Genomic DNA, 23,243 nt, shown 5'->3' with positions numbered 1-23,243 from the left:
CGGAGGTCAGCGGCGTGCGGTCTGGTTCCGCCGGGTCAGCCAGAGCGTGCCGGCCGCGCCCGCGAGCAGCACGGTGCCGCCGAGGGTGCCGAGGGCGACGAACGAGTCCTCGGGGCCGGTCTTCGGGAGGGTGCCTCCGGAGTCGGTGCTGGTACTGCCGGACGACGACGAGCCGGAACCGCCCGACCCGCCGCCGGCCGCGGTCACGTCCAGGGTCAGGGACGGGCCGGGGTTGTTGGCGGGGGTGCAGGTGGTCGTCGTACCGAGCGCCTTGATGGTGAGCGTGCCCGCGGTGAACGTCACCTTGCCGGACTTCTCCGGGGTGTAGGTGCCGCTCAAGTCGTTGATCTTGATGGGGGTGTTGGCGGGGATCGCGGCCTGGTTGGCGGCTCCGGTGACGTTCAGGGTGCCGCTGTCGGCGCCGCCCAGCTTGATGACGGCACTCGGGTTCACGGCGCCCTTGCCGAGTTCGACGGGGCTGGAGGAGACGCCCTTCTGCCAGGACATCGTGATCCTGTAGCCGCTGCCGCTCTTGACGCCCTTGATGTCGATCGGAGAGACAGCGCTCTTCGGGCCGATCGGCGTCTGGCACTTGTAGTTGACGTTGACCACGGTGGCGTGCGCCGCGGGGGCGGCGAGCAGCACCGCCGATCCGGCCAGGGCGGCGGCGGACGCGAGCACGGCGGTACGTTTCGGGTACGACGACACGGTCGGCCACCCCATTCGCTACTGACGAGGTATCAGATTCGGCCGTCAAGGTACGCCGGGGCCCATGAGGAGGGAAGAGAAAGGGCGTGGCGGAAGTGTGGGGATGCCAAAGCGGCCCGTGAGCTGTGGCGCGCCGTCAGGGGCGCGGGACTGTGTCCGACAGGCGGCTACCGCGGCGTGGGCGCGGCCGGCCCTCACCGGCCGCCAGCCGAAGGACGCCCCAGGAAGCGCCGCCCCCTGTTACGCGGGTGCCCCTGTTACGCGGGTGCCCCCAGCTCCGCCCAGACCGTCTTCCCGGCCGCCCCCGCCGTCCGTACAACCCCCCAGTCCAGACAGAGCCGTTGGACGATGAACATGCCGTGCCCCCCGGGCCGCCCCGCCCGGTGCGGCGTCCGCGGCGCCGGCTGCCCGGTCCCCCGGTCCGACACCTCCACCCGGATCACCTTCTTGTCGCAGGCCAGGAACAGCTCGTCCGGCCCCTCCGCATGCAGGCACGCGTTCGTCACGAGCTCGGAGACGACGAGCAGCACATCCTCGGCGGCGGCCCGGTGGTCGGCGGTCGCGGCCGGCAGCCACCCCCACGCGTGCAGCGCCTGGCGGGTGAAATCGCGGGCGAGCGGTACGACCCCGCTCTCGCCGTCGAGGCGCAGCCTGCGGACCTGACGACCCCCCGTCGAGGTGGGTGGCGCATCGGACGCCGCCTCCTCGGACACCCCCGAAGCGCCGCTGGGCTCCGGGCCGCGGTCGCCCGGCGGGTAAGGCCGGGTGGTGCTCATCAGCGCTTCACCTCACCGATTCACCGGTTCACATGGAAAATTTCGCGTTGCTGCAGTTCATACGGGCCTGGGGCGCGATCGGCTCGGACGGGGCCGGGCCGGCGGCGACAGATCCAGAATCTCTCCTGCCCGAGCGATCCACGGGAACACCCCCCGGTTCCGGACGCCGGACCGGGGCTCAGTCCTCGCCACCGGCCGTGTCGGTACCGCCGCCCCCGTCGTCGGCGCCCTCGTCGGCCAGCGCCGCCTCGACGGAGTCGTGGACGGTGAAGACGGCCTCGGCCCCCGTGATCTCGAAGACCCGGGCGACGACGGGCAGCATCCCGGCGAGATGCACCCCGCCCCCGGCGGCCTCGGCCCGCAGGCGGGCGCCGAGCAGCACGTTCAGTCCGGTGGAGTCGCAGAACTCAAGGCGTGAGCAGTCGACGACAAGGCGTGAGAACCCCTTGTCGAGAAGATCGTCCAGCGGCTCGCGCAGCAGGTCGGCGGTGTGGTGATCGAGCTCACCCGCCGGAATCACGACGGCGCTGGAGCCTTCTTCCCGCACCTCCACCAGCAGCCGGCCCGACTGTGCGCTGCCGACCGTCCCGTGGTCCATTGCCGTCTCTCTCCCGAGGTCGTGACCGCTTTCGCCACCGTCTGACCGATGTCCGACGATGCCCACCGATGTCTGCCGAACGCCATGCCGACGCCCTCGAACATTACGCCTTCTGCACGCAACCCGACACCCGAACAACCGTGTAGAACGGGACAAAAGATAATAGAACGGACTTGCGAGTGGCTCGACGGAGCGGGTAGGGCTAGTAGGGACACGAACACAGGTAAGAACACGTCAACCGACACGGCCGGCTTTGGAGGCGCCGCACACCGCAGTGCACGCACGGCTCCGGCAGCCTTATTGCCGAGAACGATGGAGGACACCATGTCACCCCGGCTCGACGCCTCGTACCCCCTGACGGCGACGTCGACTCCCCCACCGGAAACACTGGATGCCATCGAGGGATTCTTCGCCGGACTCGGCCTCCCGGAGATCCCCCCGTACGACGAGGTCGGCGCGGTCGACGCGCGAGCCCTGTCCAAGACCCTCTTCGAGCGGCTGGAGTCGCTGGAGGAAGGCACCCACGAATATTCGTACGTCCGCAACACCCTCGTCGAACTGAACCTCGCGCTGGTCAAGTTCGCCGCCTCCCGCTTCCGCTCCCGCAGCGAGCCGATGGAGGACATCATCCAGGTCGGCACCATCGGCCTGATCAAGGCGATCGACCGCTTCGAGCTCTCCCGGGGCGTCGAGTTCCCCACCTTCGCGATGCCGACCATCATCGGCGAGATCAAGCGTTTCTTCCGCGACACGTCGTGGTCGGTACGGGTCCCGCGCCGCCTCCAGGAGCTCCGCCTGGACCTCGCCAAGGCGGGCGACGAACTGGCCCAGAAACTGGACCGTGCCCCCACCGTCGCGGAGCTCGCGGAACGCCTCGGCCTCTCCAGCGAGGAGGTCGTCGAGGGCATGGCGGCGTCCAACGCCTACACGGCCTCCTCCCTCGACGCGCAACCCGAGGAGGACGAGTCCGAGGGCGCCCTGGCGGACCGCATCGGCTACGAGGACCACGGCCTGGAGGGCATCGAGTACATCGAGTCCCTCAAGCCCCTCATCGCGGAACTCCCGTCCAGGGACCGCACCATCCTCTCCCTCCGCTTCGTCGCGGGCATGACCCAGTCGGAGATCGGCGACGAGCTCGGGATCTCCCAGATGCACGTGTCCCGCCTGTTGTCCCGCACCCTCGTGCGGCTGCGCAGGGCACTCACCCTGGACGAATAGCCCCGGTGGGCGGGGACGGGCCGACTCAGCCGGCGACCCGTACGCCCCGCCGCCACACCTCGCTGACCAGCGGCACCCCCGGCCGGTAGGCCAGGTGGACGTGGCTCGGGGCGTCCAGCAGGAGCAGGTCGGCGTAGGCGCCCGGGGTCAGGCGGCCGATGTCGTCCCGGCGCAGGGCCGCCGCGCCGCCCGCCGTGGCCGACCAGACCGCCTCGTCGGGGGTCATCCGCATGTCGCGGACGGCCAGGGCGACGCAGAAGGGGACGGAGGACGTGAAGGACGAGCCGGGGTTGCAGTCGGTGGAGAGGGCGACCGTCGCGCCGGCGTCGAGGAGGCGGCGGGCGTCGGGCCACTGGGCGCGGGTGGAGAACTCGGCGCCGGGCAGGAGGGTGGCGACCGTCCGGCTGTTGGCGAGGGCGTCCACGTCCTCGGGCGTCAGGTGGGTGCAGTGGTCGGCGCTGGCCGCGTCGAGTTCCACCGCGAGCTGGACACCGGGGCCGTAGGAGAGCTGGTTGGCGTGGATGCGCGGGGTCAGGCCCCTGGCCTTGCCCGCGGTGAGGATCGTCCGGGCCTGGTCGCCGTCGAAGGCGCCCTTCTCGCAGAAGACGTCGATCCACCGGGCGTACGGCGCACAGGCGTCCAGCATCTCGCCGGTGACGAGGGCGACGTACGCGGCCGGGTCGTCGGCGTGGTCGGGCGAGACGATGTGGGCGCCCAGGTACGTCACCTCGTCGGTGTGCCGGGCCGCGATGCGCAGGGCGCGGGACTCGTCGGCGACCGTCAGGCCGTAGCCCGACTTCGTCTCGAAGGTGGTGGTGCCCTGGCGGAGGGCCTCGGTGAGGTAACGGGTGAGGTTCTGCTCCAGTTCCTCGTCCGACGCGGCCCGGGTCGCGGCCACCGTGGTGCGGATGCCGCCCGCCGTGTACGAGCGGCCGGACATGCGGGCGTTGAACTCCTGGGTGCGGTCGCCCGCGAAGACCAAGTGGGAGTGGGAGTCCACGAAGCCCGGCAGCACCGCCCGGCCGCCCGCGTCGACCCGATTGTCAGTGGCGGGTGCTTTGCTGGATTCACCGGTCCACACGACACGGTCGCCGTCGATGACGACGGCCGCGTCCTGGATCAGACCGAGAGGGGAGTTGTCACCGAGGGAGGGGTCGTTGGTGACCAGCGTGGCGATGTTGGTGATGACGGTGCTGCTGCTCATAGTGGCCTCGTCGGAGTCCTTGAGTGGGTCGGTCGTCAGGCGCGAAGGGCTTCGACGGCCCGCGCGAGGGCCTGTGGCACATCGGGTACGAGGGTGTGCGCACCGTCTCGTACGACGTGCCGGCCTCCGACGACCGTGTGCCGTACGTCCGCCGCGGTCGCGGCGAATACGGCCGTCTCGGCGCCGAGGCGGGGCAGCGGCCCCGCCGTTCTGACCGAGTCCAGCGCGATCGTGGTGAGGTCGGCGAGCATGCCGGTCCCGATGGTGCCGGCGTCGTCCCAGCCGAGGGCGGCGTGGCCGTCGGCACAGGCGGCGTGCAGCAGGGCGGCGGCCGTCCAGTGGCCCCGGGTGCGGGTGCGCAGCCGCTCGTCGAGCTCCATCGCGCGCGCCTCTTCGAGCAGGTCGATGACGGCGTGGCTGTCGGAGCCGAGGGAGAGCGGCGAGCCCTGCTTCTGGAGTGCGACGGCGGGGCCGATGCCGTCGGCCAGGTCGCGCTCGGTGGTCGGGCACATGCAGGTGCCGGTGCCGGAGCCGCCGATCAGCGCGATGTCCTCGTCGGTGAGGTGGGTGTTGTGGACGCCGGTGGTGCGCGGGCCGAGGACGCCGTGGTCGGCGAGCAGGCGGGTGGGCGTGCAGCCGTGGGCGGCCCGGCAGGCGTCGTTCTCCGCCGTCTGCTCGGACAGGTGCACGTGGAGCGGGGCCCGCCGCTCGTCGGCCCACTGCGCCACGGTCGCCAGCTGCGCGGCGGGCACCGCCCGTACGGAGTGGATCGCCGCCCCGATCCGTGCGTGATCCCGTTCCTTGAGAACTGCACAGCGTTCGGCCCAGGCCTCCGCGCTGCCGTCGGAGAAGCGCCGCTGATGGGCGTTGGGCGGCTCACCGAAACCCGCGGAGAGGTAGGCGGTGTCGAGGAGCGTGATCCGGATGCCGGCGTCGGCGGCCGCCGCGATCAGCGCCTCGCCCATGGCGTTGGGGTCGGCGTACGGGGTGCCGTCGGGAGCGTGGTGGACGTAGTGGAACTCGCCGACGCAGGCGACACCCGCCAGGGCCATCTCGGCGTACACCGCGCGGGCGAGCGCGTGGTAGGTCTCCGGGGTCAGCCGGCCGGCGAAGCCGTACATCACGTCACGCCAGGTCCAGAAGGTCCCGGAGCCCACCTGGACGGTGCCGCGCAGCGCGCGGTGAAAGGCGTGCGAGTGGGCGTTCGCCAGACCGGGGAGGGTGAGGCCGCGCAGCACCTCGGCCCCGGGCGGCGGCGCGGGCACCTCGGTGCGCACCGCCGTGATCCGGCCGCCGGCCACCTCCACGGCGACGCCCGGCTGGACGTGCGGGTCCAGCCAGGCGTACTCCAACCAGTACGTCGTCCGTGTCGTCACTCGCGGGCCAGCCCTTCCAGTACGTCGGCGAGCGCGCTCACCCCGGCCATGCAGTCGTCCTCGGCCGCGAACTCGGCCGGGGAGTGCGAGACGCCGGTGGGGTTGCGCACGAACAGCATGGCCGTCGGGACGCTGCCGGAGAGGATCCCGGCGTCGTGTCCGGCCCCGGTACCCAGGACGGGCACGGTGAGACCGGTGTCCTTGCCGAGGATCCGGCCGAGTTCGTCGCGCAGGGCGTGGTCGAACTCCACGACCGGCGTGAACGACTCGCGGACCACGTCCAGGTCGATGCCGTGCGCCTGCGCGTACTCCCGGGCCGCCGTCTCGATGCCGCCGACGACGGTGTCGAGGGTGGCCTGGTCGGCGGCGCGGGAGTCGAGCCAGCCGCGCACCAGGGAGGGGATGGCGTTGACGCCGTTCGGCTCGACGGCGATCTTGCCGAAGGTGGCGACGGCACCGGCGAGTTCGGCCTCGCGGCGGGCGGCGAGCACGGTCTCGGCGTAGGACAGCATGGGGTCGTGCCGGTCCGCCAGCCGCGTGGTGCCGGCGTGGTTGGCCTCGCCCCGGAAGTCGAACCGCCAGCGGCCGTGCGGCCAGATGGCGCTGGCGATGCCGACCCGGTCGCCGGACAGGTCCAGCGCCCGGCCCTGTTCGACATGCAGTTCGACGAAGGCGCCGATGCGGGCGAGCCGCTCGGGGTCGGGGCCGATGGCGTCGGGGTCGTGGCCGGCGGCCGCCATGGCCTGCGGCAGGGTGATGCCGTCGCCGTCGGTGAGCCGGTGGGCCTGCTCGACGGTCAGGTGCCCCGCGGTCAGCCGGGACCCGACACAGGCGAGCCCGAACCGGGCACCCTCCTCGTCACCGAAGTTCACGATGGCGAGGGGGCGGGTGAACTCCGTTCCCCGCCGCCGGAGTTCGTCCAGCGCGGCGAAGGAGGACACGACACCGAGGGGCCCGTCGAAGGCCCCGCCGTCCGGCACGGAGTCCAGATGCGACCCGGTGACGACGGCGTCCCCGGCCTCCGGATCCCCGAGCCAGGCCCACTGATTCCCGTTCCGGTCGACCTCGTACGCGAGCCCACGCGCCTCGGCCTGCCCCTGGAACCAGGCCCGGCATTCGGCATCGGCCCCGGTCCAGGCGAACCGCCGGTAGCCGTGGGAGTCGGGGTGACGGCCGACGGGAAGCAGCTCACGCCACATGGCATGGAAGGAGGCAGCGCTGTCGGCCGACGCGGCACCAGGCCGCGGCCCCTCGCCCCGCACAGGCTGCGGCCCCTCGCCCCGCACAGGCTGCGGCCCCTCGCCCCGCACAGGCTGCGGCCCCTCGGCCCGTACAGGCTGCGGGCCCTCGGCCCGTACAGGCTGTGGGCAGTCGTTCCGCAGGGCGGAACGGGTGGGCACAGCCGCACCCGCACCCGGCAACGAGAGCTCAGCCCCCACCGAGGAGTCCCCGCCCCTCGTCACGCGGACTCACCTTCACGCATCGGAACCCGAACCCCCCGCTCCTCGGCAACCGACTCCGCGATGTCGTACCCGGCGTCCACGTGCCGGATGACACCCATGCCGGGGTCGTTGGTGAGAACCCGTCGGATCTTCTCCCCGCCCAGCTTCGTGCCGTCGGCGACCGTCACCTGCCCCGCGTGGATCGACCGCCCCATGCCCACCCCGCCGCCGTGGTGGATGGAGACCCAGGACGCACCCGAGGCCACGTTGACCATCGCGTTCAGCAGCGGCCAGTCGGCGATCGCGTCGGAGCCGTCCAGCATGGCCTCCGTCTCGCGGTAGGGAGAGGCCACGGAGCCGCAGTCGAGGTGGTCGCGGCCGATCGCCAGCGGCGCGGCCAGCTCGCCGCTCGCCACCATGTCGTTGAACCGCTCGCCGGCCTTGTCCCGCTCGCCGTAGCCGAGCCAGCAGATGCGCGCGGGCAGCCCCTGGAAGTGGACCCGCTCCTCGGCCATCTTGATCCAGCGGGCGAGGGACTCGTTCTCCGGGAAGAGGTCGAGGATGGCCCGGTCCGTCTTGGCGATGTCGGCGGGGTCGCCGGACAGGGCCGCCCACCGGAAGGGGCCCTTGCCCTCGCAGAAGAGCGGGCGGATGTAGGCGGGGACGAAGCCGGGGAAGGCGAACGCCCGGTCGTATCCGGCCAGTTGCGCCTCGCCGCGGATGGAGTTGCCGTAGTCGAAGACCTCGGCGCCGGCGTCCATGAAGCCGACCATGGCCTCGACGTGCCGGGCCATGGACTCGCGGGCGCGGGTGGTGAAGCCTGCCGGGTCCTTGGCGGCCGCGTCGGCCATGTCCTCGAAGGCGACGCCGACCGGCAGGTACGACAGCGGGTCGTGGGCCGAGGTCTGGTCGGTGACGATGTCGATGGGGGCGTTCATCGCGAGCAGCTGCGGCACCAGTTCGGCCGCGTTGCCGAGGACGCCGATGGACAGCGGGCGGCGGGCGTCGCGGGCCTCGGTCGCCAGCTGGAGGGCGTGGTCGAGGCTGTCGGCCTTCACGTCGAGGTAGCGGTGCTCGATGCGGCGCTCGATGGCGCGCGGGTCGCAGTCGACACAGATCGCGACGCCGTCGTTCATGGTGACGGCGAGGGGCTGGGCGCCGCCCATGCCGCCGAGGCCGGCCGTCAGGGTGATGGTGCCGGCGAGGGTGCCGTTGAACTTCTTGGCGGCGACGGCGGCGAAGGTCTCGTAGGTGCCCTGGAGGATGCCCTGGGTGCCGATGTAGATCCAGGAGCCGGCGGTCATCTGGCCGTACATGGTCAGGCCGAGGGCCTCCAGGCGGCGGAACTCCTCCCAGTTGGCCCAGTCTCCGACGAGGTTGGAGTTGGCGATGAGGACGCGCGGGGCCCACTCGTGGGTCTGCATCACGCCGACCGGGCGGCCGGACTGGACCAGCATGGTCTCGTCCTGCTTGAGGGTGCGAAGGGTGCGCACCATGGCGTCGAAGGAGCGCCAGTCGCGGGCGGCCTTGCCGGTGCCGCCGTAGACGACGAGCTTGTCGGGGTGTTCGGCGACCTCGGGGTCCAGGTTGTTCTGCAGCATCCGCAGGGCGGCTTCCTGCTGCCATCCCAGGGCGCTCAGTTCCGTACCGCGCGGCGCTCGTACGGGGCGGGGTCCTGACATGGTCTGCCTCCTAGCGGATCCGGGATCAGCGGCCGACGAAGTGTTCCTACGGCTATTCACATCCTGGCTTGCTGAATAGAACTAGTCAATACAGGGGTCCGGCAGCGCGGCCGCAGCCCAGGTGTTTGGCTGGACTTATGGGCCTTAAGGGTGTGGACGACGACATGTCGGGGGACGTCGTGGACGGACGCGGGGACGAGGACGAGCGGGTCGGGCGGCGGGACGACGCCGTGCGGGCAGCGGTGGAGCAGGGACTGCTGGGGCCGGACGCGCCGATCGTAGGTCTGCTGGACGTACGGGGCATCCGCGCGTCGGCCGCGGCGCTGCGCCGGGCGTTCGAGGCGGTCGCCGCGCCCGGCACCGCGATCCTGCACGCCTTCGCGGTGAAGGCGAACCCGCTGGTCCCGGTCCTGCGGCTGCTGGCCGAGGCCGGCCTGGGCGCCGAGGTGGCCAGCGCGGGCGAGCTGGCGCTGGCGCGGGCGGCCGGGATGCCGGCGGAGCTGATGGTGTTCGACGCGCCCGCGAAGACCGAGGCGGAGCTGCGCGAGGCACTGGCACTGGGCATGGCCGTGAACGCCGACAACCCGCAGGAGCTCACCAGGATCGACGCGCTCCGGCAGTCCGGCCGCACCCGTTCGCCGCTCGGGATCCGGGTGAACCCGCAGATCGGGGCCGGGACGATCGGGGCCACCTCCACCGCGACCGCGACCTCGAAGTTCGGGGTGGGGCTGCGGGACGAGGGGGCCCGGGAGTGGGTCGTACAGGCGTTCGCGGAGCGGCCGTGGCTGACGCGGCTGCACGCGCACGTCGGGTCGCAGGGGATCTCGCTGTCGCTGCTGGCGCGGGGCGTGGCGGAGACGTACGCGCTGGCCGAGGAGATCAACGCGCGCGCCGGGCGGCGGCAGGTGGACACCCTCGACATCGGGGGCGGGCTTTCGGTCAACTTCGCCTCGGAGGCGACGGAGCCCACGTACGCGCAGTACGCGCGGCTGCTGGCGGAGGCGGTGCCGGGCCTGTTCGACGGGCGGTACGGGCTGGTGACGGAGTTCGGGCGGTCGCTGCTGGCCCGGCACGGCACGGTGGTGGCCCGGGTGGAGTACGCGAAGAGCTCCGGCGGGCGGCGGATCGCGGTGACGCACGCGGGGGTGCAGGTGGCGCCGCGGACGGTGTACGTGCCGGGGGCGTGGCCGCTCAGGATCGCCGCGTACGACGCGAAGGGGCGGCCCAAGGAGGGGGCGCCGGTGGTGCAGGACGTGGCGGGTCCGGCCTGTTTCTCGGGCGACCTGCTCGCCGAGGGGCGCGCCCTGCCGCCGCTGGACCAGGGGGACTTCGCGGCCGCGCTGGACACCGGGGCGTACTACTTCGGCACCCACTACTCCTACAACTCCCTCGCCCGGCCCGGGGTTTACGGCTTCGCGCCGGACGGCGACGGGGGCGTGGCGTTCGCCGTCGTACGGGACCCGCAGACGGTCGCCGAGGTGGTGGCCGAATCCGGAGGGGCGCACGCCGACGCGCTCACCACCCTGCGCGCCACCGGAAGCCGTTGAGACACCTCGGACGGCGGCGATCAACTGGTGTGAAAAGCAGTCCAGTTGACCAACACTAGTCTGCCGGACGCATGTTCCACCGGAAAATGCCAAACACCTGCTCCCCTCCCGCACACGGTGCGTAGTGTCTGCGTCACTCAACCGGAGAGCCACGCGGCAGGAGGGGAGCCACGGTGCCCGGAATCGACGAGTGCTTACTGGAAGCGATGCGCCTGCCCGGTGCCCGGGGCGCCGCGTTGGTCGACTGGACCAGCGGGCTGGCCCTGGGGACGGTCGGGGAGGCGCCCGGCGGTGACCACGAGACCACCGCCGCGGAGGCCGCCGAACTGGCCCGGCTGGCCGCCGAGCACGGGGCGTTCAGCACGACGGACGACACCGAGGTGACTCCTCCGGTGGAGGACCTGATCGTCAGCAACCGGGACAGCTACCACCTGCTGCGGTTCGTGGTCACGTCCTTCGACGCCACCGTGTTCCTGCATCTGTGGCTGGCCCGCGAGGACGGCAATCTCGCCCTCGCCCGGATCCGGCTCGGCGAGATGGCCGAGCGGCTGGTGCTGGGATGACCGTGGTCGACATACCGCCGCCGCTGCCGGTCCGGGACCGGACGGCCCCGCACGAGAGAGCGCCCGGCGCGCTCTCACCGATGCTGACGCGCCTCGCCGAGGAGCGGGCCACCGGTGCCCTGGTCCGCGAGCACGGCACCCTGCACCTGGCCGAGGGCCGCGTGGTGCATGCCGAGAGCCCCCTCGCCCCCGGCCTCGACGTGCTCCTCACCGCCCACGGCACACTCGACGCGGCGGCCTGGCCCTGGACCGACGACATACCCGCCGCCACCCATCGGCTGCTCGCCGCCGGCCTGCTCCCGAGGGGTGCCCTGGAGCTGTGCCGGCTGGGCGCCCTGTACGACGCCGGATACTTCGCGCTGGCGCCCAGCAGCACCCCGGGCCGGTTCCGCTACGGCACCACCACGGCCGCCGCCGGCCCGCCGGGCGCGGTCCGACCGCTGCGCGCGGTTCCCGTCACCGCCCTGGAGCACGAGACCCTGCGCCGCCGCGAGCTGCTGCACCGCATCTGGCCCGATCCGTCGGCGGACGGCGCCCCGCTGATCCGCGCCGACCCCGTCGCGCCACCACCGGTCACCCCCCGGCAGCGGGCGGTCCTGGACCGGGTGGACGGCGTCCGCACGGCCCCGCAGATCGCCCGGGAGCTGGGCAGGCCGGCCTTCCACACGCTGGTGGACGTACGGCGGCTGGCGGCGGCCGGACTCCTCGTCCCGAGGAACACCGTGCCCCTGCCGCCCCCGCTTCCCCCGGTCACCGACCCCGACATCGCGCTGCTGAAGAGGCTCAGGGATGCGCTGGAGGCCCTTTGAACGGCACCGCCCCGCCGAGAGGAGACAGCTGATGGCCGCAGAACCCGGCAGCTCCGGCAGAGAGGCAGTCCTCGACGAACTTCGTCGGCTGCGCACCCGGATGCCCCAGCTCACCGGCGCCCTCGCGGCCGGTGTCGACGGCCTGGTCATCGCCCACGACTGCCCGGGCGTCGATCCGGAGGGCCTCGCCGCGCTCACCGCGGCCGAGCTCGGCGTCGCCGTCCGGGTCTCCGACGCCACCGGCAAGGGCGAACTCAAGGAGCTGGTGGTGCGCGGCGAGGACGGCTATGTCGCCACCTATGCCGCCGGCCGCAGCGCCGTGCTCACCCTGCTCGCCGAAGACCGGGTGAACGTCGGCCGGCTCCACCTGGAGGGCCGCCGGGCCGCCGCCCGGATCGGCGAGCTGGTCGACGCCGCCGAGGCCGCGGCCGAGGCCGCCGCCAAGGCCCTGCGCCCGGCCCGCAGCGCGGCCACACGGACCAGAACCACGCGCACGCCACGCACCAGCACCAGCAGCGAGGCGCGCACCGCAACCGACAGTTGAAAGGAACCAGAAAGTCATGGCCAACACCGAAACCGCCCTGAAAGAGTGCCTCACCTCCATCGAGGGCGCGACGGGTGTCGCGCTCGTCGACTACACCAGCGGAATGGCGCTGGGCACCATGGGCGGCAGCAAGTCCTTCGACCTGAACGTGGCCGCGGCCGGCAACACCGACGTGATCCGCGCCAAGATGCGCACCATGGAGCACCTCGGTCTCAAGGGCGAGATCGAGGACATACTGATCACACTCTCCAACCAGTACCACCTGATCCGGCTGCTCAAGGGCCGGGGCGGCAACGGCCTCTTCCTCTACCTGGTGCTCGACCAGTCGCGCGCCAACCTGGCGATGGCCCGGCACCAGCTGAAGAGGGTCGAGGAGGACCTGGAGGTCTGACCGGGCCTCACACCAGCGCCGCGGTGCGGCGGCGGGCCCCGCCCGGGGCCGCGTCGCCCGCCGCGATGCCGGTACCGCGGTAGGCCTTGACGGCCTTGCCGGCCGGGCGGCCGCCGCGCTTGTCGAGCCAGTCGACGCGCAGCCACACCAGGTGCTCGCCGGCCCTCTCCCGGCGGCCCAGCCAGGCCGCCTTCAGGCGCAGCCCGGTGCCGGTCCCGGCGAGCAGCATGCCGCCCGCCGCGGGCAGCGCGAAGGAGCTGCCGAGGGCGGCGGCGAACGCCAGCAGCAGCCACCAGCGGTGTCCCCGGCGCCAGTTCCGCACGGTCACCGCCCGGTCCTGGAGGACGTCGTGCTTGCCGGCCCGGGCGGCGCCGTGCACCAGCGCGGTGTAGCGCTTGCGGCGGGTGAGCGCCACGACGGCGGCGCCGATGATGAACAGCGCGGCCCCGGCCATGACGCCGATCCGCCGCCCGGTGATCCCGGAGGGCAGCACGCCGACGCCCGCCGCGAACACCCCGGACCACCACAGCGGCGCGGCCCCGGCCCGTACGACCACGGCCACCCGGGCAAGTCCCTGCCCTCCTCGTGCCCCTCGTCCCGCACGCGCCATGTCCGCAGCCTCCTCGCCGCTCTCGGCCCAGTCCGTACGGCGGAACGCTAACCAGCGAACGTGAGACGAGTCTTAAAGCCCTACTCGACGAAAAGACCGCGTGCCGCCGCCCGCGTGTCGAACTCCTCCAGGCGGGCCTGCGCGTCCGGCAGGTCGTCGCACATCGCCTCCAGGAGCACCCGGCCGAGCAGCATCGGCGCACAGGCCGTGTCGAAGGCGAGCCCGGTGCCGACGGCGGCCGGCAGCAGCAGGTCGGAGACCTTGGCGACGGGGGCGAAGGCGGAGTCGGCGACGGTCACGACGGTCAGCCCGGCCTCCTTGGCGTAGGCCAGGGTGTCCACGACCTCGCGCGGATGCCGGGGCAGCGCGAAGCACAGCAGGGCCGTGGCGCCGGCGAGGACGGCCGCGTCCACGCGGTCGTGGATCATCGTGCCGCCCTCGTTGAGCAGCCGTACGTCCGGGTGCACCTTGGCGGCGAAGTAGGTGAAGCCGTAGGCCTGGGAGGCGGCGGCGCGCAGGCCGAGGACCGGGAGCGGCCGGGAGGCGGCCAGCAGCCGGCCGGCCTGCTGCACCGGGCGCGGGTCGGCGAGCGCCTCGGCGAGGTGCCGGAGGTTCTCGATCTCGGCCTCGACGGCCTGCTGGTACTCGTTGTACGCCCCGGAGCCGGGCGCGTGTTCGGCGGGGACCACCTCGCGCAGGTGCCTGCGCAGCGCCGGGTAGCCGTCGAAGCCGAGGGCGACCGCGAAGCGGGTGACGGAGGGCTGGCTGACCCCGGCCAGTTCGGCCAGCTCCACGCTGGACAGGAAGGGCACGTCGACGGCGCGCCGCACCATGCTGTGCGCGATGCGCCGCTGGGTCGGCGTGAGCCGGTGCCCCTCGAAGAGCGCCTGCAACCGAGTCGCAGGGCTGTCGGTCACGTTCATGACGTGCTCCCCCTCCAGATGTCCGTGAACCGGTCGAGCAGCCCGGCCGCCGCGGTGACGTCGTCCGTGAGCGGCCGGTCGGCCGGGTCCGCCTCCAGCGCCGCCTCGGCGAGCTCCAGCGCCCGCCCCGCCCCGAGCCCGGGGTCGGGACGCAGCTCGCGCTGGCGCAGCGCCCTTACGGCGGCGACGAGTTCGCAGCCGACCACCAGACGGTACGCACGGCAGGCGCGCAGCGTTTGACGGGCGGCGAGCGAGGCGAAACTGGCCTGTTCCTCGACGCCTCGGGAGAGTACAGCGTGCCCCAGGGAGGCGGGCGCGGAGAAGGCGCGCAGGTCGCCGAGGGCGGCGCCGGCGGCGTACTCCAGGATCATCACGCCGGAGGAGGCGGGTTCGTGGTCGGCGAGGAAGGGTCGCAGCCGGGTGTAGGCGGGTTCGTTGAGGGTGGAGAGCCGGGAGGTGGACAGGCGTGCGACCTGGGTGACGGCGAGCCGGAAGTGGTCCAGGGCGAGGGCGAGTTGGGCCTCGTAGAAGCCGCCGTGGTGGTAGGCGGCCAGATCCTCGGGGGAGATGAGGGGGTTCTCGGCGGCCGCGTTGATCTCGATCGCCAGGACGCCCTCCAGGGCGTCGGCCGCGTCGTGGGCCGGGCCGTGGATCTGGGGCAGGCAGCGGAAGCCGTAGGGGTCCTGGATCCGGCCGAGCGGCGGGGTCGGCCGGTCGGCGGCGCCGATCAGCTCCCGCATCCGCCGGGCGACCTCGACGCTGCCCCGGTGCGGACGGGCCGCGTGCACGGGCGCCGCGAACGCCTCGTGGGAGCCGTCGACGGCGAGCAGGGACAGGGCCGCCACCACCTGGGTGGCCTCGATCAGCCCGCGCAGCTCGTGCAGGGCGAGCGCCGACTGGCCGAGCGTGAGGGCGTTGCTGCTGATCAGGGCGAGGGCGTCGTTGTTGTCCAGCGGCTGGGGTTCCGGCGCGCCGAAGCCCCGCCAGGGGTGCTCCCCCGCCAGCGCGAGGCCCGTCTGCGCCAGCGCCGCGATGTCCCCGGTGCCGACCGAGCCGAACTCGTTGACGACCGGGTACGCGCCCGACTCCAGCGCCTCGCACAGCGCCGTCACGACACTGGGCCTGAGGCCGGCGCCGCCCGCCAGCAGCTGGTTGGCCCGCACCGCGAGCATGGCGCGCACCTGCCGGGCGGGCAGCTCCTCGCCGATCGCCCCGGCGTGGCTGCGCAGCAGCCGCAGTCCGTGGCCGGCGGCCGCCTCGGTGGGCACGTCCTCGTTCCGGTTGGCGCCGACGCCGGTGGAACGGCCGTAGACGCGGCCGGTCGCGGCGATCTGCCGGGCGGCGTTCCAGGACTCCTCCGCGCGGCGCATCGCCCCGGTGCCCGGGACCGGGCGGGCGGTGCCGTCGGCGAGGCGTACGACGTCCTCGACGCCCATGCCGACGCCGTCGAGGACCACCAGGCCGGAATGGTCAATTCCGGGAGCGTCCGCAGCACCAGACGACATCACGCCCAACCTTGCCTTCCGGTCGTCCGTCAACGGGCGCCAGGCCGTTGACGGACTATTCACATACCGACAACTCTGCATGACTTTATACAGTCAGGCAAGGGACATCTCATGATCCACCCACGGCCGGGGATGCCGGGCCGGGCCGAAGAGGAGGAGGTGGCGGCCGCCCGCACGAAGCGGCACGGGCCGCCCTGGGCGCCGGCCGCCGACCGACCGGGGCCACCGCGATCGGTATCGCGCGGGCGATGATCCGGCCAAGAGCCGTTAAACCAATACTGAACGTAATCTTTCCGACGCGTACAGTAATGAGAACCATCAGCGCCAGCACCTGAGGAAGCGTCATGGCCCGGAACCCCACGGCCCTTCCGACGGCCACCGCCGTCGGCGCGCAGGCCGTCGCCCACTCGTCGGCGGCCGTCGTCCCCGCCTCGGCGAGCGCGGCCCTCGACGAACTGCTCCAGGGCAACCGGCGGTACGCCACCGGCCGCTCCCGCCGGCGCCGGGCCGCCGCACCGCGCCCGCTCGCGGCGGTGCTCGGCTGCGTGGACTCCCCAGCCGCCCCGGAACTGGTCTTCGACCAGGACCTCGGCGATCTGCTGAGCATGAGGACGGCCGGCCAGGTGCTGGACGAGGCGGTTCTCGGTTCCCTCCAGTACGGCGTACAGGAACTGCGCGTCCCGCTTGTCGTCGTCCTCGGCCACGACGGCTGCGGGGCCGTCGCCGCCACCCTCGCCCGGCTGCGCACCGGCGCGCCCGTCCCCGGTCATCTGGAACTGCTCGCCGACCAGATCGCGCCGGCCGCCCTGCGCACCAGGTCGCTGCCCGGTGACTGGGCCGAGCACACCATGCGGGCCCAGACGGTGTGGGCGCGGGACGCGATCCGCGCGGACTGCGGGTTCGCGGGGGCGTCGGTGATGGCGGCCCGGTTCGACTCCGGCAGCGGACTGGTGTCGCTGCTGTCCTGAGGGCGGCCCCCTGCCGGATGCGGGGGATTTCCCCAGTGCGGCGGGGGCCCTGGATCCCTACCGTGAGCACCATGACGGACGCGCGGGACACCGACCTGAAGAAGGAACTCGACGCCACTCTGCACGCCCGCAGGGAGCTTGGGCCCGAGTACGAGTCGGAACTGGCCGACTCCTTCCTGGAGAAGATCGACCAGCGCATCGACGGCGCGGTCGAGCGCCGGCTGCGCAGGACCCTCGCCGAGCAGCAGATGCAGGTGGCCCGCGGGGCGCGCGGCGCCAGGAGCGGCACCGACTCGTGGGGCGAGCGCTTCGGCTTCGGGATCGTCTCGCTGGTGCTGGCGATACCGCTGTCGGCGATCGGCGCCGGCACAGCGCATCTGCCGGGACTGCTGGTCACGTGGTGCGGCGTCGTGGGGGTCAACGTGGCCCAGGTCGTCCGCCTCAACCCCGGCCTGTTCCACCGGCGCGACCGCGGCGACGAGGACTGACCGGGGCCGGAGCCGGAACGGGGGGACCTCGCGGGTCGGCCGACGCCGGCAACAGCCGCAGAGAGGTGTGCGCGGGGACCGCCGCACCCCCTAAAAGGGGGGCGGGACGACGGCGGTCCCCGCGAGGGACGTGGACCGGGTCAGGGCCGGGTCTCACGTCCGGGCGTCCATGGAGGTCCGGGAGCCGCTCCGGAGGTCCTTGGACGTTCGGTGCCGGCCGGGGCGGGGAGCCGCTCCCGCCCTGCCGACGCCCACTAATCTGCCGGACCCGTGTTAAGCGTGTGCTGCGCGCACGTGACACGCTCGTACCACTTCCGCGAAGTCCACCACGCGGACCGGGAACAGCAAGTTCCGCGGTGTCACGGGCCGTTCACCGGACGTTCGCTACTGCTTGCCGCCCTTGGCGAGAAACGCCAGCAGGTCCTGCCGACTGATCACACCGGTGGGCTTGCCCTCGACGAGCACGATCGCGGCGTCGGCCGCGCCCAGCACCGACATCAGGTCCGCGACCGGCTCGCCGGAGCCGACCTGGGGCAGCGGGGCGCACATGTGCTTCTCCAGCGGGTCCTCCAGAGAGGCCCGCTTGCTGAACAGCGCGTCGAGCAGCTCGCGTTCGACGACCGAGCCGACGACCTCGGCGGCCATCACGTCCGGGTGACCGGCGCCCGGCTTGACGACGGGCATCTGCGAGACGCCGTACTCGCGCAGCACCTCGATGGCCTGCCCGACGGTTTCGTCCGGGTGCATGTGGACGAGGGAGGGGATGGAGCCGCCGGCCTTGTCGCTGAGCACGTCGCCGACGCGGGCGCTCGGGCCCTCGTCCTCCAGGAAGCCGTAGTCGGCCATCCACTCGTCGTTGAAGATCTTGCTCAGGTAACCGCGGCCGCTGTCCGGCAGCAGGACGACCACGACATCGTCCGGGCCGAGCCGCTCGGCCACCCGCAGCGCCGCGACGACCGCCATCCCGCAGGAGCCCCCGACCAGCAGCCCCTCCTCCTTGGCCAGCCGGCGGGTCATCTGGAAGGAGTCCTTGTCCGACACGGCGACGATCTCGTCCGCGACGGTCCGGTCATAGGCGGTCGGCCAGAAGTCCTCGCCCACGCCCTCGACGAGGTACGGGCGCCCGGATCCGCCGGAGTACACGGACCCCTCCGGGTCGGCGCCGATCACCTGGACGCGACCGTCACTGACGTCCTTCAGATACCGGCCGGTGCCGGAGATCGTCCCCCCGGTGCCCACCCCCGCCACGAAATGGGTGATCTTCCCCTCCGTCTGCTCCCACAGCTCGGGTCCGGTCGAGTGATAGTGCGAAAGGGGGTTGTTGGGGTTGGAGTACTGGTCCGGCTTCCAGGCACCGGGCGTCTCGCGGACCAGCCGGTCGGAGACGTTGTAGTACGAGTCCGGGTGCTCCGGGTCGACCGCCGTCGGGCAGACCACGACCTCGGCGCCGTACGCCCGCAGCACGTTGATCTTGTCGGTGCTCACCTTGTCGGGGCACACGAAGATGCACTTGTACCCCTTCTGCTGGGCCACGATCGCCAGCCCCACCCCGGTGTTCCCGCTGGTCGGCTCGACGATGGTGCCGCCCGGCCGGAGCTCCCCGCTCTTCTCGGCGGCCTCGATCATCCGCAGCGCGATGCGGTCCTTCACGGAGCCGCCCGGGTTGAAGTACTCGACCTTGGCGAGCACGGTGGCCTGGATGCCCTGGGTGACGCTGTTGAGTCTCACCAGCGGGGTGTTGCCGACGAGGCTGATCATCGAGTCGTGGTATCGCACCGTTGTCTCCGGTTGCTTGCAAAAGATGTGGTCCTAGTGGTGCCGCCAGCCTAGGGCCTGACCGGCGGATCAGGTCGCAGGAACGTAACGGCACTCATCGGCGCAGGTGAGCGGGGTGATGGGGGTGCCTCCCGCGTGAGCGGGCGAGTGCGCGTCACACCCCGCGTCCGCGGCGGGGTCCGCCGGACGGACCCTGAGGCCCGCTTCGGAGGTTCACTCCCCGTTGAGATTGGCGCGCGGGCGGTACGGGGCAAGGAGTGGATGAGCGGCAACGAGGAGGTGGCGGCGGCGCATGACGAACATGTCGAGGGCGCGGGTGGCCCGGCGGATCGCGGCCGGGGCGGCGTACGGCGGCGGCGGGGTCGGGCTGGTCGGCGCGGCCGCGGTGGGCCTGGTGCTGGCCGAGGTGCGGATGGCCAGGACGGCGGTGCACAACGGCAACAGCGGCGGCCGGGTGCCGACGGCGGACGGCCTTTACGGGTGGGGGTCCCCCCACCCGAGCGAAGCCGAGAGTGGGGGAGGGTACGACGCCCTCGGTGAGCCGCCCATCCGCCTGACGATGCTCGGCGACTCCACGGCGGCCGGGCAGGGCGTGCACCGGGCCGCCCAGACGCCGGGCGCGCTGCTGGCATCGGGTCTCGCGGCGGTGGCCGAACGCCCGGTCGAGCTCAGCAACGTGGCACTGCCCGGCGCCCAGTCCGACGACCTGGACCGCCAGGTGTCGCTGGTCCTGGGCTCGGCCTCGCCGGTCCCCGACGTCTGCGTGATCATGATCGGCGCGAACGACGTCACGCATCGCATGCCGCCGACCCGCTCGGTCCGCCACCTCTCCTCGGCGGTGCGCCGGCTGCGCACGGCGGGCGCGGAGGTGGTGGTCGGCACCTGTCCCGACCTGGGCACGATCGAGCCGGTACGACAGCCGCTGCGCTGGCTGGCCCGGCGGGCGTCCCGGCAGCTGGCGGCCGCCCAGACGATCGGCACGGTGGAACAGGGCGGCCGCACGGTGTCACTGGGCGACCTGCTGGGCCCGGAGTTCGCGGCCAACCCCCGCGAGCTGTTCGGCCCCGACAACTACCACCCTTCGGCGGAGGGCTACGCCACAGCGGCGATGGCGGTGCTGCCGACGGTCTGCGCCGCCCTCGGCCTCTGGCCGGCGGAGGAGGAACGCCCCGACGTCACCCGCCGCGAGGGCTTCCTGCCGGTCGCCCGGGCCGCGGCGGAGGCGGCGGCCGAGGCCGGCACGGAGGTCACGGCGGCGATGCCGACGGGGGCGCGGGGACCGTGGGCCCTGCTCAAACGCCGCCGGCGCCGGAACGTGGAGCCGCCCGCCGTCCCGCCCGACGCGGCTTCCGAAGAGGCGAGGTCGCGGGCCGGGACGACCGAGTAGGGGCCCGGGACGGGGGCGCTTACCGGCGCTCGCAGGGTGCCGCTGACCGGCGCTCGCAGGGTGCCGCTGCGCCCACCCGTGCCGCCCTGCGGCACGCCTGCCCGCGGCCGAGTGGCCGGAAAGGAGCGGCTGGACAGCGCCCCGTATGGGGCGCGGGGCTGTGTCGATGTGCGGCTCCGCCGCGTGGGCGCGACCAGCCCCCACCGGTCCGCGGCCGAGCCCACAGCCAAGCAAGCGCTTAGAAAGTGCGGTCAGTGTCACACTCCGACACCGGTGACCGATGACATACGTACGGGTAACTTCCCAATCACCCCTGCCAGTCCCCGCATGCCAATGGAGCCGTGATGCCCGAAGCCGTCATCGTCTCGACCGCCCGTTCCCCGATCGGCCGCGCCGTCAAGGGCTCCCTGAAGGACCTGCGCCCCGACGACCTCGCCGCGACGATCGTCCAGGCCGCCCTCGCCAAGGTCCCCGAGCTGGACCCGAAGGACATCGACGACCTGATGCTCGGCTGCGGTCTGCCCGGCGGCGAGCAGGGCTACAACCTCGGCCGTATCGTCGCCGTGCAGATGGGCATGGACCACCTGCCCGGCTGCACCATCACCCGGTACTGCTCCTCGTCCCTCCAGACCAGCCGCATGGCCCTGCACGCCATCAAGGCCGGCGAGGGCGACGTCTTCATCTCGGCCGGTGTCGAGATGGTCTCCCGCTTCGCCAAGGGCAGCTCGGACGGCCTGCCGGACACCATGAACCCGATCTTCGCCGAGGCCCAGGCCCGTACCGCCGCGACCGCCGCGTCGACCGGCTCCACCTGGCACGACCCGCGCGAGGACGGCCTGCTCCCCGACCCGTACATCGCGATGGGCCAGACCGCCGAGAACCTGGCCCGCATCAAGGGCGTCACCCGTCAGGACATGGACGAGTTCGGCGTCCGCTCCCAGAACCTCGCCGAGGAAGCCATCAAGAACGGCTTCTGGGAGCGCGAGATCACCCCCGTCACCCTCCCCGACGGCACGGTCGTCAGCAAGGACGACGGCCCGCGCGCCGGCGTCACCCTGGAGGGCGTCGCAGGCCTGAAGCCGGTCTTCCGCCCCGACGGCATGGTCACCGCCGGCAACTGCTGCCCGCTGAACGACGGCGCCGCCGCGGTCGTCATCATGTCCGACACCAAGGCGCGCGAGCTCGGCCTCACCCCGCTCGCCCGCATCGTGTCGACCGGCGTCTCCGGCCTCTCCCCCGAGATCATGGGCCTCGGCCCGGTCGAGGCGAGCAAGCAGGCCCTGGGCCGCGCCGGCCTCACCATCGACGACATCGACCTGGTCGAGATCAACGAGGCGTTCGCCGCCCAGGTGATCCCCTCCTACCGCGACCTGGGCATCCCGCTGGAGAAGCTGAACGTGAACGGCGGCGCCATCGCCGTCGGCCACCCCTTCGGCATGACCGGCGCCCGCATCACCGGCACGCTCATCAACTCCCTCCAGTTCCACGACAAGCAGTTCGGTCTGGAGACGATGTGCGTCGGCGGCGGCCAGGGCATGGCGATGGTCATCGAGCGCCTCAGCTGAGCCCCACCGCACCACCCCCAGGTCACCCCTGAGTGACCGTCACGGAACCCACCGTGACACCGCGGCCCGGTGTTCGAGAAAACCCCGAACACCGGGCCGATTTGTGATCCAATCTCCCCCAGGATGTGACCTATCTCCCTCCAGGGAGGCATCACCGCAGGTCAGCATGATGGTGCGAGCAAACCCCAGACCCAAAGTTCTGTCCGTTTCGTGACGTTACGCACTGACAGCTTGATAGTCCGCCCTTCAAGCTGATGTAGGAAGTCGGGGGTCGACTTTGAACCGGGAGTACGTCAGTGAGCGCCATGCCGATCGCCTTGCTGCTCACCACGGCCGCCACGGGCGCCGTGGGCGTCGCTGTCCTGCGCACCGTTCTGAAGCTGCGCCGTCAGGTCGCCGAGCTGCACACCCAGCTCGCCCAGAACCAGGCCGCGACCTTGCGCGCGCTCATGCCGGCGGCCCGCAGCCACGCGGACGCCGAGGAGATACGGGCCGCGGTGGCGGAGGCGCTGGCCGAGGAGCGGGAGCGGGAGCTCGCCGAGGCACGGGCCTTCTGGGCGGCGCAGGAGGCGCGTGACGTCTCCGACGCGCCGTCGCTGCTGTGGCTGGCGGACGGCGAGCCGTTCCTGCCCCGGCAGACGGACTTCGTGGGCCTGGAGCCGGTCGCCGAGCCGGCCGCGGAGACGGACGAGTTCACCGGGGAGTCACCGGAACTGGCGGCCGCGCGCCGGCGTCACCCGTCCCACCCCGACTTCGTGCCGGTGCAGTCGCCGGTGGTGAACGACCACGAGCGTACGGTCGCGACGCTGGAGCAGCTGGCCGAGTCCCAGGTCGAACTCTCCGACGTCCGCCCCGGGCCGCTGGGCACGCTGGACGTCTACGTCTTCGCCGACGGCACGACCCTGTGCATGACGCCGGGGCACCGCGAGACGGCGGAACGGCTGGCCGCCGCCCTGACCGCCGGGGAGACGCCGTACCTGCTGGGCGGGTCGGGGATCTCCGGCGCGTACACGCTGACGTTCGCCTGCGGAGAAGAGAACGTGTACATCCTGGCGGACAGGGTCATAGCGTCGCTCTGAGGTGCTTCGCCGGGTGCGGGTGCGTGGGGGCTGGTCGCGCAGTTCCCCGCGCCCCTGAAAGCAAAAGAAGGGGGCGCGGGGAAC

General features: G+C 72.6%; 22 protein-coding genes. 11 read left to right on the top strand and 11 right to left on the bottom strand.

Translation table 11 applies throughout. From position 1 onward, the window contains the following. Positions 1–6: 6 nt before the first annotated feature. The 3 genes from AB0P24_RS40500 to AB0P24_RS40490 all read right to left on the bottom strand — a co-directional run bounded on the left by AB0P24_RS40500 (position 7) and on the right by AB0P24_RS40490 (position 2,082). A complete protein-coding gene (locus tag AB0P24_RS40500) occupies positions 7–723 on the bottom strand; it encodes an LPXTG cell wall anchor domain-containing protein (protein WP_365803131.1) in 717 nt (238 codons plus the stop codon). Between the two features lie 242 nt (positions 724–965). Continuing rightward, positions 966–1,484: an ATP-binding protein gene (locus tag AB0P24_RS40495; protein ID WP_365803128.1), complete on the bottom strand. Its 519-nt coding sequence runs from the start codon at positions 1,482–1,484 to the stop codon at positions 966–968. Between the two features lie 178 nt (positions 1,485–1,662). After that, positions 1,663–2,082 (bottom strand): STAS domain-containing protein, encoded by a 420-nt coding sequence (locus tag AB0P24_RS40490; protein ID WP_365803127.1) that lies wholly within the window; start codon positions 2,080–2,082, stop codon positions 1,663–1,665. Positions 2,083–2,406: 324 nt separating this feature from the next. On the opposite strand from AB0P24_RS40490, the gene AB0P24_RS40485 reads away from it, so the two are divergent. Beyond that, on the top strand, positions 2,407–3,300 hold the full coding sequence (locus tag AB0P24_RS40485; protein WP_365803125.1) for an RNA polymerase sigma factor SigF: 894 nt from the start codon (positions 2,407–2,409) through the stop codon (positions 3,298–3,300). 25 nt (positions 3,301–3,325) lie between these two features. On the opposite strand, the gene hutI is transcribed toward AB0P24_RS40485, so the two are convergent. The 4 genes from hutI to hutU all read right to left on the bottom strand — a co-directional run bounded on the left by hutI (position 3,326) and on the right by hutU (position 9,004). Next, on the bottom strand, positions 3,326–4,504 hold the full coding sequence (hutI, locus tag AB0P24_RS40480; RefSeq protein ID WP_365803123.1) for an imidazolonepropionase: 1,179 nt from the start codon (positions 4,502–4,504) through the stop codon (positions 3,326–3,328). A 35-nt stretch (positions 4,505–4,539) separates the two neighbouring features. After that, positions 4,540–5,880, bottom strand: coding sequence for a formimidoylglutamate deiminase (locus AB0P24_RS40475; RefSeq protein ID WP_365803121.1), 1,341 nt, complete (start codon positions 5,878–5,880; stop codon positions 4,540–4,542). Further along, on the bottom strand, positions 5,877–7,079 hold the full coding sequence (locus AB0P24_RS40470; protein ID WP_365803119.1) for an allantoate amidohydrolase: 1,203 nt from the start codon (positions 7,077–7,079) through the stop codon (positions 5,877–5,879). The genes AB0P24_RS40475 and AB0P24_RS40470 overlap by 4 nt, the downstream gene beginning before the upstream one ends. A 260-nt stretch (positions 7,080–7,339) precedes the next feature. Then, entirely contained in the window at positions 7,340–9,004 is a 1,665-nt protein-coding gene (gene hutU, locus AB0P24_RS40465) for a urocanate hydratase (RefSeq protein WP_365803117.1), read from the bottom strand. Between the two features lie 164 nt (positions 9,005–9,168). Here hutU and AB0P24_RS40460 point away from each other — a divergent pair, with 164 nt between their 5' ends. The 5 genes from AB0P24_RS40460 to AB0P24_RS40440 all read left to right on the top strand — a co-directional run bounded on the left by AB0P24_RS40460 (position 9,169) and on the right by AB0P24_RS40440 (position 12,858). After that, positions 9,169–10,551, top strand: coding sequence for a diaminopimelate decarboxylase (locus AB0P24_RS40460; protein ID WP_365803175.1), 1,383 nt, complete (start codon positions 9,169–9,171; stop codon positions 10,549–10,551). Positions 10,552–10,724: 173 nt separating this feature from the next. Beyond that, entirely contained in the window at positions 10,725–11,114 is a 390-nt protein-coding gene (locus tag AB0P24_RS40455; RefSeq protein ID WP_365803115.1) for a hypothetical protein, read from the top strand. Continuing rightward, a complete protein-coding gene (locus AB0P24_RS40450) occupies positions 11,111–11,923 on the top strand; it encodes a transcriptional regulator (RefSeq protein WP_365803113.1) in 813 nt (270 codons plus the stop codon). The genes AB0P24_RS40455 and AB0P24_RS40450 overlap by 4 nt, the downstream gene beginning before the upstream one ends. A gap of 31 nt (positions 11,924–11,954) precedes the next feature. After that, positions 11,955–12,467, top strand: a complete 513-nt coding sequence (locus AB0P24_RS40445; RefSeq protein WP_365803111.1) for a roadblock/LC7 domain-containing protein — start codon at positions 11,955–11,957, stop codon at positions 12,465–12,467. 16 nt (positions 12,468–12,483) lie between these two features. Then, positions 12,484–12,858 carry a hypothetical protein gene (locus tag AB0P24_RS40440; protein ID WP_234533499.1) on the top strand — a complete coding sequence of 125 codons (375 nt, stop codon included), beginning with the start codon at positions 12,484–12,486 and terminating at the stop codon, positions 12,856–12,858. Between the two features lie 7 nt (positions 12,859–12,865). Here AB0P24_RS40440 and AB0P24_RS40435 read toward each other — a convergent pair whose 3' ends face one another. The 3 genes from AB0P24_RS40435 to AB0P24_RS40425 all read right to left on the bottom strand — a co-directional run bounded on the left by AB0P24_RS40435 (position 12,866) and on the right by AB0P24_RS40425 (position 15,896). Next, positions 12,866–13,468 carry a hypothetical protein gene (locus AB0P24_RS40435; RefSeq protein ID WP_365803109.1) on the bottom strand — a complete coding sequence of 201 codons (603 nt, stop codon included), beginning with the start codon at positions 13,466–13,468 and terminating at the stop codon, positions 12,866–12,868. 80 nt (positions 13,469–13,548) lie between these two features. Beyond that, positions 13,549–14,391 carry a MurR/RpiR family transcriptional regulator gene (locus AB0P24_RS40430; RefSeq protein WP_365803107.1) on the bottom strand — a complete coding sequence of 281 codons (843 nt, stop codon included), beginning with the start codon at positions 14,389–14,391 and terminating at the stop codon, positions 13,549–13,551. Continuing rightward, complete coding sequence (locus AB0P24_RS40425; RefSeq protein ID WP_365803105.1) at positions 14,388–15,896, bottom strand: aromatic amino acid ammonia-lyase; 1,509 nt, start codon at positions 15,894–15,896, stop codon at positions 14,388–14,390. The genes AB0P24_RS40430 and AB0P24_RS40425 overlap by 4 nt, the downstream gene beginning before the upstream one ends. Before the next feature lie 344 nt (positions 15,897–16,240). On the opposite strand from AB0P24_RS40425, the gene AB0P24_RS40420 reads away from it, so the two are divergent. Both AB0P24_RS40420 and AB0P24_RS40415 read left to right on the top strand, forming a co-directional pair. Next, positions 16,241–16,864, top strand: a complete 624-nt coding sequence (locus tag AB0P24_RS40420) for a carbonic anhydrase (protein WP_365803103.1) — start codon at positions 16,241–16,243, stop codon at positions 16,862–16,864. 71 nt (positions 16,865–16,935) lie between these two features. Continuing rightward, positions 16,936–17,352 (top strand): hypothetical protein, encoded by a 417-nt coding sequence (locus AB0P24_RS40415; protein ID WP_365803101.1) that lies wholly within the window; start codon positions 16,936–16,938, stop codon positions 17,350–17,352. Positions 17,353–17,736: 384 nt separating this feature from the next. Here AB0P24_RS40415 and AB0P24_RS40410 read toward each other — a convergent pair whose 3' ends face one another. Beyond that, a complete protein-coding gene (locus AB0P24_RS40410) occupies positions 17,737–19,128 on the bottom strand; it encodes a cystathionine beta-synthase (protein WP_365803098.1) in 1,392 nt (463 codons plus the stop codon). A gap of 292 nt (positions 19,129–19,420) precedes the next feature. Between AB0P24_RS40410 and AB0P24_RS40405 the strand changes: the two genes are divergently transcribed. The 3 genes from AB0P24_RS40405 to AB0P24_RS40395 all read left to right on the top strand — a co-directional run bounded on the left by AB0P24_RS40405 (position 19,421) and on the right by AB0P24_RS40395 (position 23,159). Next, positions 19,421–20,515, top strand: coding sequence for an SGNH/GDSL hydrolase family protein (locus tag AB0P24_RS40405; RefSeq protein WP_365803096.1), 1,095 nt, complete (start codon positions 19,421–19,423; stop codon positions 20,513–20,515). A gap of 344 nt (positions 20,516–20,859) precedes the next feature. Then, on the top strand, positions 20,860–22,080 hold the full coding sequence (locus AB0P24_RS40400; protein WP_365803094.1) for an acetyl-CoA C-acetyltransferase: 1,221 nt from the start codon (positions 20,860–20,862) through the stop codon (positions 22,078–22,080). A gap of 296 nt (positions 22,081–22,376) precedes the next feature. Then, complete coding sequence (locus AB0P24_RS40395; RefSeq protein WP_365803091.1) at positions 22,377–23,159, top strand: hypothetical protein; 783 nt, start codon at positions 22,377–22,379, stop codon at positions 23,157–23,159. The last annotated feature ends 84 nt before the right edge of the window (positions 23,160–23,243 follow it).

The organism is Streptomyces sp. NPDC086519, assembly GCF_040686075.1.
GTDB lineage: Bacteria > Actinomycetota > Actinomycetes > Streptomycetales > Streptomycetaceae > Streptomyces > Streptomyces shenzhenensis.
This window is presented reverse-complemented; position numbering and strand designations above follow the sequence as displayed.